13 protein-coding genes are annotated in these 16,968 nt (G+C 70.2%); 11 read left to right on the top strand and 2 right to left on the bottom strand.

All coding sequences use genetic code 11. From position 1 onward, the window contains the following. Positions 1 to 31: 31 nt before the first annotated feature. From tssM to WMF44_RS26755, 6 genes are all read left to right on the top strand, one after another. Complete coding sequence (gene tssM, locus WMF44_RS26780; protein WP_437292874.1) at positions 32 to 3,748, top strand: type VI secretion system membrane subunit TssM; 3,717 nt, start codon at positions 32 to 34, stop codon at positions 3,746 to 3,748. A 340-nt stretch (positions 3,749 to 4,088) separates the two neighbouring features. Beyond that, a complete protein-coding gene (gene tagF / locus WMF44_RS26775; protein ID WP_437292873.1) occupies positions 4,089 to 5,063 on the top strand; it encodes a type VI secretion system-associated protein TagF in 975 nt (324 codons plus the stop codon). A gap of 176 nt (positions 5,064 to 5,239) precedes the next feature. Beyond that, the gene (tssA, locus tag WMF44_RS26770) at positions 5,240 to 6,919 is read left to right on the top strand and encodes a type VI secretion system protein TssA (protein WP_437292872.1); all 1,680 of its coding nucleotides are present in this window, start codon (positions 5,240 to 5,242) and stop codon (positions 6,917 to 6,919) included. A 148-nt stretch (positions 6,920 to 7,067) separates the two neighbouring features. Then, on the top strand, positions 7,068 to 7,559 hold the full coding sequence (gene tssB / locus WMF44_RS26765) for a type VI secretion system contractile sheath small subunit (RefSeq protein WP_012237614.1): 492 nt from the start codon (positions 7,068 to 7,070) through the stop codon (positions 7,557 to 7,559). A 3-nt stretch (positions 7,560 to 7,562) separates the two neighbouring features. Next, a complete protein-coding gene (gene tssC, locus WMF44_RS26760; RefSeq protein WP_437292871.1) occupies positions 7,563 to 9,047 on the top strand; it encodes a type VI secretion system contractile sheath large subunit in 1,485 nt (494 codons plus the stop codon). 153 nt (positions 9,048 to 9,200) lie between these two features. Next, positions 9,201 to 9,791, top strand: coding sequence for a TIGR00730 family Rossman fold protein (locus WMF44_RS26755; RefSeq protein WP_437292870.1), 591 nt, complete (start codon positions 9,201 to 9,203; stop codon positions 9,789 to 9,791). A gap of 34 nt (positions 9,792 to 9,825) precedes the next feature. Here WMF44_RS26755 and WMF44_RS26750 read toward each other — a convergent pair whose 3' ends face one another. Next, a complete protein-coding gene (locus WMF44_RS26750; protein ID WP_437292869.1) occupies positions 9,826 to 10,386 on the bottom strand; it encodes a helix-turn-helix domain-containing protein in 561 nt (186 codons plus the stop codon). A gap of 90 nt (positions 10,387 to 10,476) precedes the next feature. Between WMF44_RS26750 and WMF44_RS26745 the strand changes: the two genes are divergently transcribed. From WMF44_RS26745 to WMF44_RS26725, 5 genes are all read left to right on the top strand, one after another. Next, complete coding sequence (locus WMF44_RS26745; protein WP_437292868.1) at positions 10,477 to 11,289, top strand: SDR family NAD(P)-dependent oxidoreductase; 813 nt, start codon at positions 10,477 to 10,479, stop codon at positions 11,287 to 11,289. Beyond that, positions 11,286 to 12,311 carry an S-adenosylmethionine:tRNA ribosyltransferase-isomerase gene (locus tag WMF44_RS26740; RefSeq protein WP_437292867.1) on the top strand — a complete coding sequence of 342 codons (1,026 nt, stop codon included), beginning with the start codon at positions 11,286 to 11,288 and terminating at the stop codon, positions 12,309 to 12,311. The genes WMF44_RS26745 and WMF44_RS26740 overlap by 4 nt, the downstream gene beginning before the upstream one ends. Positions 12,312 to 12,524: 213 nt before the next feature. Continuing rightward, a complete protein-coding gene (locus WMF44_RS26735) occupies positions 12,525 to 13,082 on the top strand; it encodes a chlorite dismutase family protein (protein WP_437292866.1) in 558 nt (185 codons plus the stop codon). Between the two features lie 946 nt (positions 13,083 to 14,028). After that, positions 14,029 to 14,634, top strand: coding sequence for a hypothetical protein (locus tag WMF44_RS26730; protein ID WP_437292865.1), 606 nt, complete (start codon positions 14,029 to 14,031; stop codon positions 14,632 to 14,634). Positions 14,635 to 14,878: 244 nt separating this feature from the next. After that, positions 14,879 to 15,022: a hypothetical protein gene (locus tag WMF44_RS26725; protein WP_437292864.1), complete on the top strand. Its 144-nt coding sequence runs from the start codon at positions 14,879 to 14,881 to the stop codon at positions 15,020 to 15,022. Between the two features lie 152 nt (positions 15,023 to 15,174). Here WMF44_RS26725 and WMF44_RS26720 read toward each other — a convergent pair whose 3' ends face one another. After that, positions 15,175 to 16,851: a hypothetical protein gene (locus WMF44_RS26720; protein ID WP_437292863.1), complete on the bottom strand. Its 1,677-nt coding sequence runs from the start codon at positions 16,849 to 16,851 to the stop codon at positions 15,175 to 15,177. Positions 16,852 to 16,968: the final 117 nt, after the last annotated feature.

Raw genomic sequence — 16,968 nt, 5'->3', positions numbered from 1 at the left:
CGTCCTCTGCTGTTCCCGAGGGAGACTTCCGATGTGGCTGTGGATCCTGAGCGCCCTGTTCCTCACCGCCGTGTGGGGAGTGTGGTTCATGCTGCGCCCGGCGGCAGGGGAGGGGGCCGAGGCGTTCCCGATCGAGATCCCGCTCGTGGCGACGGCGGTCGTCCTCGCCCTGCTCGTCGGGCTGGCGGTCTATCGGCGCATCCGCGCGGCGCGCGCCGCGCGGGCGCTCGAGAAGGCGATCGCGCAGCAGGCGCAGGAGCAGGTGATCAACGCGAAGCCGGAGCGGCGCGCGGAGATCCAGGAGCTCAACCGGCAGATGCAGGAGGGCATCGCCGCGCTCAAGGCCTCGAAGCTCGGCGGAGGCAAGCGGGGCGCTGACGCGCTCTACGTCCTCCCCTGGTACGTGATGGTCGGCCCGCCCGGGGCAGGCAAGACGACCGCCCTCCGGCACTCCGGGCTCGTGTTCCCGTACATCGACCCCGAGCGCACCGGCGTGCGCGGCGTCGGCGGCACCAGGAACTGCGAGTGGTGGTTCACGAACGAGGCGATCCTCCTCGACACCGCCGGCCGGTACACGACCGAGAGCGACGACCACGACGAGTGGATGGCGTTCCTCGAGACGCTGCTGCAGCACCGCGAGCACAAGCCGCTGAACGGCGTCATCGTCGCGGTGAGCCTGAGCGAGCTGCTCGACGCGAGCGACGAGCAGATCGATCAGACCGGCAAGAAGATCCGCGCGCGCATCGACGAGATGCAGCAGACGCTGCACATGGTCCTGCCGGTCTACGTGCTCTTCACGAAGAGCGACCTGGTGGCGGGCTTCACCGAGTACTTCGGCGACCTGAAGAAGAGCGAGCGCGCCCAGGCGTGGGGCGCCACCGTGCGGCTCGACGAGAACAAGGACGAGCCCGGGAAGATCTTCGATCGCGAGTTCGACGTGCTCGTCGAGAAGCTCCACGCGCGCCTGACGAAGCGGCTCATCGGCGAGCGCAGCCGCGAGGTGAAGGAGAAGAGCTACCAGTTCCCGCTCGAGTTCGCGGCGGTGAAGCGCAACCTGTCGGACTTCATCGCGGCGGCGTTCGCGCCCAAGGCGGGCGCGGCGCCCACGCCGATCCTGCGCGGGTTCTACTTCACGAGCGGCGTCCAGGAGGGGCGGCCGCTCGACCGCGTGGTCGGGGCGATGGGGCGCGCGTTTGGGCTCCGCGCCGGGCTCGGCGAGGGCGAGGAGGACGCGGCGGCCCCGAAGGAGTCGAAGAGCTTCTTCCTGCACGACGTCTTCACCAACGTCGTCTTCCCGGATCAGGACCTCGCCGCGCGCTCCGAGGCGGAGCTCCGGCGGCGGCGGATGCAGCGGATCCTGGTGGCGGCGGCCGCGGCGCTCGTGGCGCTGCTGTTCCTCCTGCCGGCGGTGATCTCGTACTTCAACAACAAGGGGCTCGTCGCCGAGACCCGGCGCATCTCGGACGAGATCGCGTTCGTGGACTGGTCGGGGCGGAGCGGCGCGCCGCCGAACGTGCGCGCGAACATCGACAAGCTCGATCGGCTGCAGGAGCACGTGGGGCGGCTCGACGGGTACGTCGAGAACACGCCGATCGAGTACGGCTGGTTCATGTTCCAGGGGGACAAGCTGTTCCCGCCGACGATGGGCCAGTACATCATGAGCTTGAAGCAGGGCTTCGTCAGCCCTGCGAAGGCGCAGCTCGAGGCGAAGCTCGAGAAGGTGCGCGAGGGGGAGTTCCTGGACGGCTACAACGCCCTGCGGAGCTACCTCCTGCTCGGCAAGGAGTACCAGGGCCACATGGATGAGCAGGCGGCGCGGTGGCAGACCGGGCGGCTCGTCCAGGTCTGGGCCGACACCCTGAAGCCGTTCACCGATCTGCCCGAGAGCGAGCTCAAGGAGCGGCTCACGCCGCACGTCGCCTACTACATCGACCTCGTGCGGCGGAAGAAGCTCGAGGCCGAGGAGCTGAACGAGCCGCTCGTCGCCCGGGCGCGCGCCGACCTGCTGCGGGTCGATCCGACGAAGCGCTACTACGATCAGTTTGTAACGAGCCTGATCGATCAGAAGTACGACGAGTCGGGGCCGAACACGCCGGAGAACCTGAAGTACCCGCCGGTGTCGCTCAACGAGATGTTCGCGGATCGGCCCGAGGTGCTGACCGTCGTCCACAGCGCGCAGAAGAACCGGGGCGGGACGTGGTTCGAGGTGCAGGGGCCCTACACGGCCAAGGGGCACGCGCAGGTGCTCGAGTCGCTGAAGGAGGGGAGGAAGAAGCTCGAGCGCGAGCTCTGGGTGCTCCCCCTGTCGAGCGACGAGAAGCGGCAGGGCGACCAGATCCAGAAGGAGCTCGACCGCGTCCGGCAGGACTACGACAACGCGTACATCGCGCAGTGGGAGGCGTTCTTCCGCGACATCCAGGTCGACGTCCCGAAGACGAACCGGGAGGCGATCCACGAGTTCAGGGTGCTCTCCACGCCCGACTGGCCCTACCGGCGGCTGCTCCAGCGGCTCTCGGACGAGACGCAGTTCGGGAAGGACGAGAAGCCGAGCCTGCTGACAGCGGACGGCGGCCTGCTCGACAGGGCCAAGGACATGATCGCGCAGAAGGTCGATCAGCGGACGGGCGTGCGGATCGACTCGATGCTCACGGGGAACCAGCGCCAGCACTACGATCCGGTGCCTGACAAGTTCGAGTCGATGGCCAGCTTCGGGGTGCCCCAGCCGCCGGCGGGCGAAGGGCAGCCGCCGCCGCCCCCGCCCAAGCTCGGCCAGTACGTGGGCCACCTCGAGCGGCTGGCAGGGGAGATGAGCGTCGTCGAGGACGGGCCGCCGGACGCGGACACCTCGAAGGCCACGGAGGCGTTCCAGGACGCGGTGAAGGAGACGCAGGGGCTGCTGCTCTCGATGGACCAGACCGGGCAGCGGCTGATGGAGCCGCTCCTCATGAACCCCCTCCGGCAGGCGTACAAGGCCGTCGTGCGGCGCGCGGGCGGCGCGGCGAGCGGGATCTGGGAGGTCGAGGTCTGGCCGCACTACCGCGACAAGATCAAGGACCGCTACCCGTTCAACCTCGCGTCGTCACGCGACGCCTCGCTCGAGGACGCGATGGCCTTCTTCAAGCCGAAGGACGGGGTGCTCTGGGGCTTCTACGAGACGTACCTCAAGGGCTTCCACTACCAGGTCGGGCACGAGTTCTTCCCGAAGGCGCACCTGTCGGGGCAGCCGCAGGCGGCGAAGCCGTTCACGCCGTTCAGCGCGAACCTGTACAACTGCCTGAGGCGCTCGAACGAGATCTCCGACGCGCTCTTCGGGAGCAGCGGCGGGGCGGAGCCGAAGGTCGTCTTCCACATCAACATGAAGACGGTCAGCCCGATCGTGAGCGAGGTGGTCTTCGAGGTCGACGGCCAGAAGAGGCTCTATCGCAACGAGAAGGAGTTCTGGCACACCTTCAACTGGCCGGGCGAAGGCGCGAAGGGGGCGAGGATCCAGGTGCGCGGCGCGGGGGGGCTCGACGAGGAGCTCGTGCGCGAAGGGCCGTGGGGGATCTTCCGGCTCTTCGAGGCCGGGACGACCACCGCCCAGAAGGACAACGACGAGCTGTTCACGGTGACCTGGCAGATGACGGCGCCGCCGGTGACCGTGACCATGGAGATCAGGCCGACCCGCGGGAACCACCCGTTCCCGACGAGCTTCTTCCGGGCGACCAACTGCCCTGCCAGCATCGGCGATCGCTTCGGTAAAGGGTGATCTAGGCAGCAACGGAGCCAGCGGGGGAGGGGGTGTCGTGCGGGGGGCCGGCGGGGACCCCCTCCCGCGAACTCGCGCCTTTTGGGAGGCTATTGCCGTGAGAACGGGGGGCCGAGACCGCGCGCGACCAGCTCCGGGGCGGGCCGGCGCTCGGGTTCGCGGGGCCCTCCCCCGCCGGCCCCCCGCACGACACCCCCTCCCCCGCTGGCTCTTTGTGAAAAGGGGGGAGAGGGGGAGAGAGGATCGTGGACGGGGGCGCGGCCCCCTCCCCGCACGCTCCCGCCGCAACCGGGAAGGTGGTAGCGCTCGGTGAGCAGTTCGTGGTTCACTCCCAGCAGTCATGTTCTGGCGCCGCAAGAAGGGCCCTGCCGCTCCGCCGCAGATCGGCTGCTTCGGCAAGCTTCCCGCCACGGGCGATTTCATCCGGCTGAACGCAGGTGGCGAAGAGCTCGCGGCCTTCGACCGCTGGCTGGGCGCGTCCATCGACTTCGCCCGGCGCGCCATGGGCGCCCATTTCGATGCGCACTACCAGACGGCCCTGGGCCTCTTCGTCTTCCACGGCGAACCGAAAGGCGACGAGCCGCCCACCCGCGGGCTCGTGGGCGCCTGGGCCGCCAGCGGCGATAACGCCGGGCGGCTCTACCCGATGGTGGTGTTCGGGTCCTACGATTACGATCAACTCGTCTCCGCCGGGCCGTCGCTCCCCATCACCCTGTTCCCCCTCCTCGCCGCCGCCCACGACGCCGCGACGAACGGCAGGACCCTGCCCGTCGACGCCTTCCTCCACCGCGTCTCCCAGATCGCGCCGCCGTCGCTCGACGACCCCGAATCGGCGCAGGCCGCCTACCGCGCATGGCTGAAGACCCAGCCGATGAAGGCGCTCTGGGACGCCGGCTTCGGCACCGACGCGAGCCGCTTCTGGGTGCTGCAGAACATCCTCGACTCGGTGGTCCCATTCCGCGGTCAGGAGCTCCCGAGGACAGGGCTCGCCCTCAGGCTGCCGCTCGGCGCAGGAGACGCCTACGCCGCCGCCGTGTGGATGGACATGACCCGCCGCCTGTCGAAATGGGGACGCACGCTGATGAACGCGTTCTGGACACCACAGCGCACCCTGCTCCTCCACCTCGGTACCCCCCACGTGGGCTCGTTCCGCGAGATGATCGCGCCCACCACCCAGGCCGAGCACATCGCCGACCTCTGCGGACCCCCACGCGTCGAGGAGCACGTTTCCCGACATGCGCTCGGGCCAGAGCTCGACGCGCTCGTCGCCCGGACCGATCTGTCGCTCGACAGCTTCCTGGAAGCCCTCGGCTGAGCCGATGCCCGCGCCGAAGGCACCCGCTCCACCCCGCGCACGGCCGCTCCGGGGCGCCGCCCGGCTCACCGCCGAAGTCGCCGTGCAGCGGTCGCGCAGTCGTCGTGCGGTCGCCGTCTGATTCGCCGTCTGATTCGCCGTCCACACCCGGGACGCCTTGATATCCTGCGCGCCCCATGGCCGCTGAAGACGCCGTCCAACAATCCAAAGAGCGGATCGAGGCGCTGTACGCGCCCATCAACGGCGGCGTCGGCGCCGACGTCACCTACGACGAGGCGTTCGAGGGCCTCAAGAACGAGGTCGACAAGCTGCAGTCGCTCGCGGGCGGCAAGGTCGACTGGGGGCGCATCGCGAGCGTCGCGGACGAGCTCCTGAGCGAGAAGTCCAAGGACTTCCGCGTCGCGCTCTACTACGGGGCGGCGAAGTCGCAGGTCGACAAGCTGCCCGGCCTGCTCGACGGGCTCGTGCTCGTGCAGGAGCTGAACAACGCGTTCTGGGACACCATGTATCCCGCGATCAAGCGGCCCAAGGCGCGCGGCAACCTGTGCGCCTGGTTCGGAGACCTCGCGGCAGGGACGCTCACCGGCATCACCGTCTCCGCCGCGGACCGCGACGTGGTGAACGCCATCGACCAGGTGAGCCGCGCGCTGGACGTCGACCTCGCCGACAAGCTCGGCGACGCGTACGGAGGGCTCGGCCCGCTCCGGAACGCGATCCGCAGCCTCGTCGCTAGCCTGCCCGCGGAGGCGCCGCCTCCGCCGCCGCCTCCTCCGCCCCCGCCGCCTCCTCCTCCGCGGGTCGAGCCGCCGAAGGCCGAAGCGCCGCCGGCGGTCACGGTTGCGGCCGCCGCGCCGCCGCCCCCGCCCGCGCCCGTCGCCGCCGCGGGCGATCCGGCGCTCAGCCTCGAGGCGATCGTCGACGAAGACTCCGCGCTCACCGCCCTCGGCAAGTGCTCGCCCCTGATGGCGCGCGCGGGCGACGCGCTGCGGGCGGCGGATCCGAAGCGGGCGTCCGCGTACCGCGTCCTCCGGGTCGGGCTCTGGGTCGACCTCCTCGACGATCCGGGCGCGTCGTCTCCGACGGGCAGCACGGCGATCCCGCCGCCGCCCGAGCACGTGCTGCAGACGCTCCCGGCGCTCACGACCCAGGGGGCGTTCGCCGATCTGCTGCAGGTCGCCGACGAGTACGCGCAGAGCTACCCCCTCTGGCTCGATCCGCACAGGTACGTCGCGAACGCGCTCGAGCAGCTCGGCGACGACTACGCCGACGCCAAGCGGGCGGTGCTCGTCGAGGTGGGCGCCCTGCTGCTCCGCGCGCCGCTCCTGCCGACCCTCAAGTTCAGCGACGGCACGCCGTTCGCGGACGGCGAGACGCAGGCGTGGCTCTCGTCCGAGGTCGCGGCCGCGCTCGGCGGCGCGGGGGCGAGCGGCGCCGCAGCCCCGGCGAGGCCCCGGAGCTACCTCGACAAGCCGCTCTCCGAGGCCCGAGGGCTCGTCGCGAACCAGCAGCCCATCGACGCGATGGCGCTCCTCGAGAAGGCCGCCGCCGCCGCGCCGACGGCGCTGGACCGCTTCCGCGTGAGGCTCGCGATGGCCCAGATCAACATCGAGCTGTCCCAGTTCCTCGTGGCGCGGGCGCAGCTCGAGGCGCTGGAGCACCTCGTCGACCACCACCGACTCACCACCTGGCAGCCGGATCTCTGCGCGGAGCTCTACGCCGCGCTCTACACGTGCTACCGGGTCCTGAACCAGGGCTACGAGGCCACCCCCGAGGCCAAGGCGAAGGAGACGCTCTGCTTCGAGCGCGTCTGCCAGCTCGACGCGGCGCTCGCCTTGAAGATGTCGCTGGGGGAGTGAGCCGGATGCCGGGGGGCAGGGGAGGCAGCGTGGCAAAGGCGGGGATGCGCGTCGCGCCGAGAAGCTTGCCCGAGGGGCGGGGGTTTTGTTCTATGCTCGTTCGGCCTGCGGGCGCTCCGCCCGCTGCTGACGGGGAAAGGAGCCTGCGATGAAAGAGGGATCGGTCGCGCCGAAAGAGCGCGTGAACATCACGTACAAGCCGGCCACCGGGAACGCGAAGGAGGACGTCGAGCTGCCGCTGAAGCTCCTGATGCTCGGCGACTACACGCAGCGGCCGGATCCGCGGCCCCTCGAGGACCGCAAGCCCATCAACGTGGACAAGGACAACTTCCAGAAGGTCATGAGCGAGCAGAAGCTTGCGCTCACCTTCAACGTGAAGGACGTCCTGTCCGAGCAGGAGAACAGCGAGCTCACGGTCAACCTCAAGTTCCGCCGCCTGAGCGACATGGAGCCCGAGGCGATCGCGAACCAGGTGCCGGAGCTCAAGAAGCTGCTCGATCTGCGCGCCGCGCTGACGGCCCTCAAGGGCCCGCTCGGAAACGAGAAGGCGTTCCGCAACAAGATTCAGCAGATCCTGAGCGACCCGGCTCAGCGCAACAAGATCGTGAGCGAGCTCGGGCTCGACAAGGAAGGGGAGTAAGCGATGGCGACGGAGACACAGGCCGCGGGGAGCGCGGGCGTCCAGACCCTCGAGGGGGGGTCGCTGCTCGACGAGATCCTCGCCGAGACGAAGATGACGCCCGGCGACGAGGGGTACGAGATCGCCAAGCGGGGCGTGCAGGCCTTCATCTCGGAGCTCGTCGCCCCGCGGCGCGAGGGCGAGAAGGTCGACAAGGCCTTCGTCGACGCGCTGATCGCGGAGATCGACGTCAAGCTGTCGCGGCAGATCGACGAGATCCTCCACAACCCGAGCTTCCAGAAGCTCGAGTCCGCGTGGCGCGGCCTCAAGTTCGTCATCGACCGGTGTGACTTCCGCGAGAACGTCAAGGTCGAGATGCTCAACTGCTCCAAGGATGACCTCCTCGCCGATTTCGAGGACGCCCCCGAGGTGCCGAAGAGCGGGCTCTACAAGATCGTCTACTCGGCCGAGTTCGGGCAGTTCGGCGGCAAGCCGGTCGGCGCGATCATCGCCAACTACGAGTTCGGCCCGGGCCCGCAGGACATCGCGCTCCTGCAGAAGTGCGCCGCGGTCGCGACGATGTCGCACGCGCCCTTCATCGCGGCGGCCGGGCCGCAGTTCTTCGGCCTGAAGGACTTCCAGGGGCTGCCCAACCTGAAGGACCTCAAGGCGCTCTTCGAGGGGCCGCAGTACACGAAGTGGAACGCGTTCCGCGAGACCGAGGACGCGCGCTACGTCGGGCTCGTGATGCCGCGCTTCCTGCTCCGCCTGCCCTTCGGCGCCAACACCGTCCCGGTGAAGGCGTTCAACTACGAGGAGGACGTGGTCGGCAAGCACGACGCGTACTGCTGGGGCAACGCGACGTACGCCTTCGCCACCCGGCTCGCCGACAGCTTCGCCAAGTACCGCTGGTGTCCGAACATCATCGGCCCCCAGGCGGGCGGCTCCGTGGAGAACCTGCCGCTCCACCAGTACGAGGCGATGGGCGAGATCCAGACGAAGGTGCCGACCGAGATCATGCTCACCGAGCGGCGCGAGTTCGAGCTCTCCGAGGAGGGCTTCATCGGGCTCACGTTCCGCAAGGACTCGGACAACGCCTGCTTCTTCTCGGCCAACTCCGCTCAGAAGGCGAAGTTCTTCGGGCAGAGCGACGAGGGCAGGGCGGCCGAGATGAACTACCGGCTCGGCACGCAGCTGCCGTACATGTTCATCATGTGCCGCATCGCGCACTACCTGAAGGTGCTGCAGCGCGAGCAGATCGGTACGTGGAAGGAGCGCGGCGATCTCGAGAAGGAGCTCAACGACTGGATCGGCCAGTACGTCGCCGATCAGGACGTCGTCTCCGCGGCGACCCGCGGGCGCAGGCCGCTCCGCAAGGCGCGCATCATCGTGACCGAGGTGCCGGGGAACGCCGGCTGGTACAAGGTCGACATGCAGGTGCGCCCGCACTTCAAGTACATGGGCGCCTTCTTCACGCTGAGCCTCGTCGGCAAGCTCGACAAGGAGTGACCCGCCGGCCACGGCACCGCCGCCGCGCGGGGGTGCCGGGCCGCGGCGCGGGGGCGCCAGGGCGCGCCGCCGGGGAGAAGGCTACTCTCCACGGCGCGCCGGCCCACCGCTCCCCGCTTGGACGAGCTCGCCGGCCGGCGTAGGCTCGGGCCCATGAGAACGCTCTCCAGGATCTGCGTTTACTGCGGGTCGAACCCCGGCGCGTCGCCGGCCTACCGCGAGGCGGCCGTGCGGCTCGGTGAGCTGCTCGCGGCGAGAGGGATCGGGCTCGTGTACGGCGGGGGCCGCGTCGGGCTCATGGGCGTGATCGCCGACGCGGTGCTCGCGCGCGGCGGTGAGGTGATCGGCGTCATCCCGGGGTTCCTCAACCAGCGGGAGATCGAGCACCGCGGGCTGACCGATCTCCGCGTGGTCGAGACGATGCACCAGCGCAAGGCGGAGATGGCCGCCCTCGCGGACGCGTTCATCGCCCTGCCGGGGGGCATCGGGACGCTGGAAGAGCTGTTCGAGGTGTGGACATGGACGCAGCTCGGCTCTCAGGACAAGCCGGTCGGGCTGCTCGACGTGGCGGGGTATTACCGCCCGCTGATCGCCTTTCTGGATCACGTCGTGGCCGAGCAGTTCATGAAGCCGGCCCACCGCGCCGTGCTGCAGGTCGCCGAGGAGGCGCCGGCCCTCCTGGATCTGCTCGCCGCGTGGCGCCCGGGCGCCGAGCCCAAGTGGATGACGCCCGGCGAGCGGTAGGCGCCGCGGCGCCGTGTGATCGCGCCGCTGCCCTTCAGAACACGCGCGCGAGGACCACGACCGAGTAGCCGACCGCCGGCTGCTTGCCGGGGTTGTGGTACGAGTGGCGCTGATCGCCGCGGAACACGGCGACGTCGCCGGAGCCGAGCGTGAACCGCTCTCCGCTGACCACGAGCTGGAGCTCCCCCGACTCGCACGTCAGGTACTCGCGGGTGCCCGGGGTGTGCGGGACGCCCGTCATCCGCCCGCCCGGGGGGATCGCGATGCGATCCATCTCCATGCCCGGGATCGGGTCCGGCAGGAGCTTGCGGACGAGCGCCTGCCCGGGCGAGCGCGTGGGGAGCGTGTCGCGCGCGTAGAGCTGGCACGTGGCGCGGGGCGCGGAGAGCATCTCCTCGATGGACACCTGGAGCGCGGCGGCGGCCCGGTGCAGCACGCCGAGCGTCGGGTTCGCCGCGCCGGACTCGAGGTGCGCCCAGGTCGCCCGCGGCACGCCGGCGAGCTTGGCCAGCTGCTGCTGCGTCAGCCCGCGCGCCTCGCGCAGCTGCTTGATGTTCTTCGCCAGCCGCCCCGCGAGCTCCGCGTCCTGGTCCATGCCCGGAGATTAGCACTCTTCCAGGATATTGGCGCCCGCTCCAACGAGAGAACCCGCGCGGCGTAGGCTGGTGTCGAGGAGGAAGGCACCATGAACGACGAATCGACCGGAAGCGAGGCGCTGATCCAGGCCGGAGCGAGCTCCCGCCCGTCGCTCGCCCGCGCCGCGCGGGGCGAGCGGTTCGCGCCACGGGCGGCGCTGGTCACCGGGGCGAGCCGCGGGCTCGGCGCCGCGCTCGCCAGGGAGCTCGCCCGGCGGGGCGCGAAGGTGGTCCTCGTGGCGCGCGAGCGCGCGCCGCTCGAGGCCGTCGCGGCCGAGATCGCCGCGCAGGGCGGGGAGGCGCACGCGCTCGCGGCGGACATCGGGGACAAGGGCCAGACGCACGCGATCGCCGGCGCGGCGGCGGCCCTTGTCGGGCCGATCGACCTGCTCATCCACAACGCGAGCACGCTCGGCAAGACGCCGCTGCCGATCCTGCTCGACACCGAGTGCGAGGATCTCGGGCGCGTGCTCGAGGTCAACGTGGTCGGGCCGTTCCGCCTGACGAAGGTGGTCGCCGGCGCGATGGCGCTGCGGCGGCGCGGGGTCGTCGTCCACGTCAGCTCGGACGCGGCGGTGAACGCCTATCCGCGGTGGGGCGCGTACGGCGCCTCGAAGGCGGCGCTCGATCACCTGAGCCGCACCTGGGCCGCCGAGCTCGAGGGGACGGGCGTCGCGTTCTACGCGGTGGACCCGGGCGAGATGAACACGCGGATGCACGCGGAGGCCATCCCCGACGCCGACCCGAGCACGCTGGCCGATCCAGCCGACGTGGCGAGGCGCATCGTCGCGCTCGTCGGCCGCGCCGGCGAGGTGCCGAGCGGCGCGCGCCTCGAGGCCGCGCGCCTCGAGGAGGCGCCATGAGCCCCGCCGTGTGGCCTCGCGAGAACCCGCTCGAGGAGCGGCTCCTCCACGTGGACCCGCGAGCGGGGCGCCTGCGCGACGCGCGCATCGCGGATCTGCCCGCGCTCCTCGAGCCGGGTGATCTCCTGGTCGTCAACGACGGCGCCACGCTGCCGGCGTCGCTCCACGGCGCGACCGAGCGCGGCGCGGCGGTCGAGGTGCGCCTCATCGGCGAGCTGTCCGAGGGGCGCTACGCGGCCCTGCTGTTCGGCGCCGGCGACTGGCACACGCGCACCGAGGAGCGCCCGGCGCCGCCCGCCCTCGGCCCGGGGGACGCGGTGACGTTCGGAGAGGACTTGTCGGCCGTGATCGAGCGCGTGCCTCCGGCCTCGCCGCGCCTCGTCGAGATCGCCTTTCGCGAGCGGGGCGCGCCGCTCTGGTCGGCGCTCTACCGGCGGGGGCGCCCGATCCAGTATGCGTACGTCGCGGCCCCGCTCGCGATCTGGCACACGCAGACGCGCTACGCGAGCCAGCCTCTCTGCGCCGAGCTCCCCTCGGCCGGCCGGCCGCTCGTCTGGGGGCTGCTGCTCGAGCTGATCCGCCGCGGCGTGCGCGTCGCCTCGCTCACGCACGCCGCCGGGATCTCGTCGGCGGGCGAGCCGGCCCTCGACGCCCTGCTGCCCTTGCCGGAGCGCTTCGACATCCCCGAAGAGACGGTGGCGGCGGTGCGCGAGGCCAAGGCGCGCGGGCGCCGCGTCATCGCGGTCGGCACGACGGTGACGCGCGCGCTCGAGGGCTGCGCTGCCCAGCACGGGGGTGAGCTCCAGGCCGGGCCGGGGGTCACCGACCTGGTCCTTCACCACGGCTTCCGGCCGAGGGTGGTCGACGGGCTCTTGACCGGCGTGCACGATCCGACAGAGAGCCACTTCCGGCTCCTCGAGGCGTTCGCGCCGGCCTCACTGCTCCACCGCGCGAACTCCTATGCCGAGGAGGCAGGGTATCTCTGTCACGAGTTCGGCGACTCCTATCTTGTCCTGAGCTGACGCGGGCGACGGAAAATCATCGCGCGGAAACCACGGCGAAACTCCTGTCCGCACATCATCGACCGCGTTGGGTGTCGTGCTCGGCCGGCGCGGCGAGCCCGAGCGCAGCCGCCTTCCCGGGCGCCCTCGTGACGAGAGGGCGTGTGGTAGGGCCGCCCCGCCGTCGCGGGTCGGTGGGATTCGTCCGGCGTTGCCGTCGCCTCGGAGCCATCCATGGAAGGAAATCCGGTTCGGGTCAGTTTCGTTGCAGGTTCCGCCGGGGAGTGGCGGGTCGAGAGGACGGTCCTGGTGCGAGGCGAGGAGCTGCCCGCGGCGCCGCGGCTGCAGCGCGTCGAGGGGAGCAGCTTCGTCGCGCCGCCGGGAGCGGCCTGGGTCCTGAACGGCGTGAGGAGCAACGAGCGCTACGTCGAGCTCGAGGAGAGAAGGCGCCTCGTCGCTGTCCAGGAGGACCTCGGCCGGGCGTCGAGCACGCAGGCGGCGCTGATCCCGCTCAGAAAATCGAAGGCGTGGTGGGCGCTCGCGCAGGACGAGCGGCGGGCCATCTTCGAGGCGAGGTCGCGCCATATCAAGATCGGGCTGGAGTACCTGCCGGCCGTGGCGAGGCGGCTCTACCACAGCCGGGATCTCGGCGGCCCGTTCGACTTCCTGACCTGGTTCGAGTTCGCCGAGGGCGACGCCGGCGCCTTCGACGAGCTCGTGGGCAGGCTGCGCGAGACCGAGGAGTGGTCCTACGTGGAGCGGGAGGTCGAGGTGCGGTTGTCGCGCGCATAATACGGCGTCGCCCAAAGACGAATTTGAAGTGGCGAACCCGTGCAATCCGTCGGTTGCTGCAGGATTTCGGGCCCTGACGACGAATCGCAGCCCCTCGGAAGCGACGGCCCCAACCCGAGCCCAACCGGCGAGCCCCGGATCGGGGAGCTGGCGCCGGCTCACCCGTCGCCTCGGGGAGCTGGCGCCGGCTCACCCGTCGCCTCGGGCTGCCGTGGTTGTCGAGCTTGCCAACACCCTGAGCCGCACCGTCGCCCTCGGGGCTCAGGTGGTGGGTCGTTCACAAGGCGATCCGTCGGCTGTTCGGGCCGCCGGTGGCACCGGAGGGGTGAGCAACCATGCGACGAGCGTCATCCTGCCATTGCCGATCTGGCGTGTCGCTAAAACGAAGCAGAGCTCGCCCTGCTTGAGCGCGTGGGGGAGCTCGCGATCCGCAGAGCGCTCTACGTACAGCGCGTTGTCCCGGACCGCGCCACCGGTCTGAAAGCGACGCCGCTGGGTCGAGCCGGACGAGCGAAGCGCGGAAGCCATGGGTGAATGGTCGCCCTCCCGAGGTGAGCTCGTCACCCAGCCGGACAACCGCTCCAAGGCGCTCACGGAGTACGTGCTGGTCGCAGGTTTCCGCCCATCTCCGGTCGCCGCCAGTCACCGATCGCCGATCGTTCTTCACCCTCCAGCTGCCGGACCCAGGTCGGGTCGCTGGACCTAGAGGGCGGACCGGACTCGGCCGACGGCACCGCTCCAGGGGTCTGCAACCTGAGCATGCGAACAGGATCAACGGGCGAACAAAATTGCTCAGAAAAAGATCGTGCTCTCGGACATTGATCTGGTAGATCGTCTTATATTCAGAGGATCAAGATCGTTAACGATCGTCAGATCGATCTTTCGTTGACGGACGAAGATCTTTTTGGTATGTCTAGAGGCACCTGATGGATGAGGAACGCGGCCCATGACGAGCACTCCGGAGCACCCGCTTCTCGGCCAGCTGTTCACCTTTCTGGAGAAGCTCGTGGCCGCCCGTGCGATGCCCAGCAACACGGCGCGCGTTCGGCGGACTGGGTTACGTCGATTTTTCCAGACCATCCGTGAGCTCGCGCCTGAGGTCTACGCCGAGGAGGATCCGCGCCGCCTCCAAGCCGAGCTCGATCGCATCGAGATGCTGTGGAAGGAGCGAGGGGACGAGAACCCGTCAACGATCGCTACCTACGCCTCGCGTACCCGGGCAACCCTGGCCGACTTCATCTACGAGCAAGAGGGGCCGAACGCCTTAGCGCAGCGCAGCGCGGCGGAGCCGCGGAGCGAGGTCGCTCGGCAAAGTGAGGCGGTACGGAGACCCCAAACGACCGGGCGCGCACCGGAATCCTTGTCCGTCGGGAACGTGCACTCGATCCCGATGGGCCCCGGTCGCCGGCCATTCATGTTCGTCGCACCGCACGACTTCGCGATTCAAGACGTGCGACGCATCGTGATGTATTTGCTCAGCATCTCGCCGGATTTCGACACGACGAGGCCGGCGCGCGATCAGATTTTTCCGAGCGGTGGAGGAAGCGAATGACCGTTCGGCACAAGAATTTCGCCAGGGGAAGCGCGGCGGCGCAGCACGCCGCAGCCCCTGAAAGGCGAGAGCCTCCGCGGGTACCAGCCGCGAAGGCCTCTGGGGTCACCGCCGCCCGACCGATGTGGACAGACCGGGAGCCCGCAACAACGCGCAGGATGCACCTCCGCGCGATCCTGGTCAAGTCCCGGCCTAAAGTGGGCGGCCTCTGCCAGCGCCTCGTGCGCGGAAGGAGGGCTCGACCATGTCGGAGCCGTTCCCCGCCCGGCCGGGATTTCGCTGGGTCTTCACGCCGTATTTCCGGCATTGGAGATCTGGCAAGATCCTCTGGGCGAAGAACTACGGACGGGAGGCCTGGTGCTTCCTCGTCCGGGTGAAGACCCGCTAAGGTAGCGGACGGGGCCGTCGGCTGCGCGACGGCTCCTCCTCTTTAGGAAAGCGGCCCGGAAGCCAGTAACCGCTGCGGATGCTTGTCGAGCAGACCAAGGAGTTCGCTCGCCCGATGCGCCACCCTGGAAGAGGTGCTCTATACTGTCGCAATCACTCGCAGACGTTCGTCGTCGTGTTGCACGTGGCCGGCGAGGTGCAGTTCGAGTCGTCGTTGCACTCGACGCACGTGCCAGCCGCGAGCCCGCTGCCGCACACCGTCTGGCCAGGCAGGCCGTCAGCGGTGCAGTCGGTGCCCGCCGGCGCCGTCGAGAAGTTCGGCATGGCCGGCGTGCCCGTGCACGTGGGGTCCGTCAAGCAGACGGTCGCTGACACCGGGGCATCGGTGACGTCTTCGTCCGTCGTGGTGCCACCGGCGCCGTTGCATACGCGCTGCTGGCAATCGCCCGGCGTCTGCCCGGACGGCACGACCGTGCCCGCTGCGTAGCGCTGGCAGGCGCCCGCACCGTCGCAGAACCCGTTGGTCCCGCATGACGCCGCGCCCGTGTCCGGGCACTCGTCGTCCGGATCGCCTCCGGCCGCGATGTAGCCGCAGACGCCGTCGGAGCCGCCGAGCTTCTTGGCCGCGGAGCACGCCTGGCAGGCGCCGGTGCACGCCGTGTTGCAACAGACGCCGTCGACGCAGCGCGCGCTCGCGCACTCGGCGTTGGTCGCGCAGGACGCGCCGTCCGGCTTGGCCGCGCAGGTGCCGCCGCTGCAGAAGCCCGTGGTGCAGTCGTCCGCGACGCCACACGTCTTCCCGACTCCGCACTTGTTGCAGGCCGGAGCGCCCTGGAAGGAGGCGCCGCCGCAGTCGATGTCGGTCTCGTTGCCGTTCTTGTCGGTGTCCATGCAGCTGGGCGTCGCGCACCTGCCGGCCGTGTTGCAGTAGCCGCTCGCGCAGTCCGAATCGAGCGCGCACTCCAAATCGTCGGCGCAGAGCGCGCAGCCGGAGCCGGCGTCGACGCCGCCGCAGTCGACGTCGGTCTCGCCGCCGTTCAGCGCGCCGTCGGTGCAAGACACGTCCACGCACCTGCGCGTGCCCATCGGATCGCAGACCTGGGGCGCGGTGCAGTCCGTGTCCGCGAGGCAGTCGACGCAGGCGCCGTTGCCGTCGCAGACCTTGCCGCCGGTGGTGCACCTCGTGCCAGCGGTCTTCGGTGTGCTGCCCGGAGAGCCGCCCGGGCACGTGCCGACGTTGCATTCGTCGTCGGCCGGCTTGTCGGTGTCGTCGCGGATCGACGTCGTGCCGCCGTCGCCGTCGCAGACCTGCTGCTTGCAGTCACCCGCCGCCTGGCCCGCCATCGTGGCGGTGCCGTCGGGCACGCTGGTCGTGCCGCAGCACCGTGCTTCGCACGTGGCCTTCACGCACTCCGTGGCCGGGGCCGGGCAGTCGCCGATCGTGTCGCACGGTGTCGCGCCGCCGGCGCACGTCATTGAGCCACCGGTGCCGTCGGAGCCACCGGAGCCGCCCGTGCCACCGGAGCCGCCCGTGCCGCCGGAGCCGCCCATGCCGCCGGAGCCGCCCATGCCGCCGGAGCCGCCCATGCCGCCGGAGCCGCCCGCGCCGCCGGTACCATCCGAGCCGCCGGTGTCTGACGACGAGCTGGCGCTGCTGCTCGTCGTCGTGCCGCCGCCGGAGCCACCGGTTCCGCCGGCGCCGCCAGCGCCGCTCGTGTCGGAGATCCGGCTGCGATCGACGGCGACGATGAGCTCGCAGCCGGTCACGTTCACCGTGAGCGCGCCCGCCGCGAGCACCAACGCAGGGAGGAACGTCGTTTTCTGGTTCATGCCAACAAGCACATTGGCCAGGGGCCAGACCTGACCTGGCGGCGAGCCTACAGCAAAAGGCACAAGGAATCGCCGGCTTTCTCTTGCGATTAGAATCGATAACGTCCCGCACCGCCC

It is taken from the genome of Sorangium sp. So ce426, from assembly GCF_051475585.1.
Taxonomy (GTDB): domain Bacteria; phylum Myxococcota_A; class Polyangia; order Polyangiales; family Polyangiaceae; genus Sorangium; species Sorangium cellulosum_B.
The sequence above is the reverse complement of the archived record's forward strand: the minus strand, read 5'-3'. Positions and strand labels throughout refer to the sequence as shown.

Excerpts from the sequence above, each read along its gene's own strand:
- tssM (WP_437292874.1), top strand. The coding sequence starts at position 32 with ATGTGGCTGTGGATCCTGAGCGCCCTGTTCCTCACCGCCGTGTGGGGA.
- tagF (WP_437292873.1), top strand. The coding sequence starts at position 4,089 with ATGTTCTGGCGCCGCAAGAAGGGCCCTGCCGCTCCGCCGCAGATCGGC.
- tssA (WP_437292872.1), top strand. The coding sequence starts at position 5,240 with ATGGCCGCTGAAGACGCCGTCCAACAATCCAAAGAGCGGATCGAGGCG.
- tssB (WP_012237614.1), top strand. The coding sequence starts at position 7,068 with ATGAAAGAGGGATCGGTCGCGCCGAAAGAGCGCGTGAACATCACGTAC.
- tssC (WP_437292871.1), top strand. The coding sequence starts at position 7,563 with ATGGCGACGGAGACACAGGCCGCGGGGAGCGCGGGCGTCCAGACCCTC.
- WMF44_RS26755 (WP_437292870.1), top strand. The coding sequence starts at position 9,201 with ATGAGAACGCTCTCCAGGATCTGCGTTTACTGCGGGTCGAACCCCGGC.
- WMF44_RS26750 (WP_437292869.1), bottom strand. The coding sequence starts at position 10,386 with ATGGACCAGGACGCGGAGCTCGCGGGGCGGCTGGCGAAGAACATCAAG.
- WMF44_RS26745 (WP_437292868.1), top strand. The coding sequence starts at position 10,477 with ATGAACGACGAATCGACCGGAAGCGAGGCGCTGATCCAGGCCGGAGCG.
- WMF44_RS26740 (WP_437292867.1), top strand. The coding sequence starts at position 11,286 with ATGAGCCCCGCCGTGTGGCCTCGCGAGAACCCGCTCGAGGAGCGGCTC.
- WMF44_RS26735 (WP_437292866.1), top strand. The coding sequence starts at position 12,525 with ATGGAAGGAAATCCGGTTCGGGTCAGTTTCGTTGCAGGTTCCGCCGGG.
- WMF44_RS26730 (WP_437292865.1), top strand. The coding sequence starts at position 14,029 with ATGACGAGCACTCCGGAGCACCCGCTTCTCGGCCAGCTGTTCACCTTT.
- WMF44_RS26725 (WP_437292864.1), top strand. The coding sequence starts at position 14,879 with ATGTCGGAGCCGTTCCCCGCCCGGCCGGGATTTCGCTGGGTCTTCACG.
- WMF44_RS26720 (WP_437292863.1), bottom strand. The coding sequence starts at position 16,851 with ATGAACCAGAAAACGACGTTCCTCCCTGCGTTGGTGCTCGCGGCGGGC.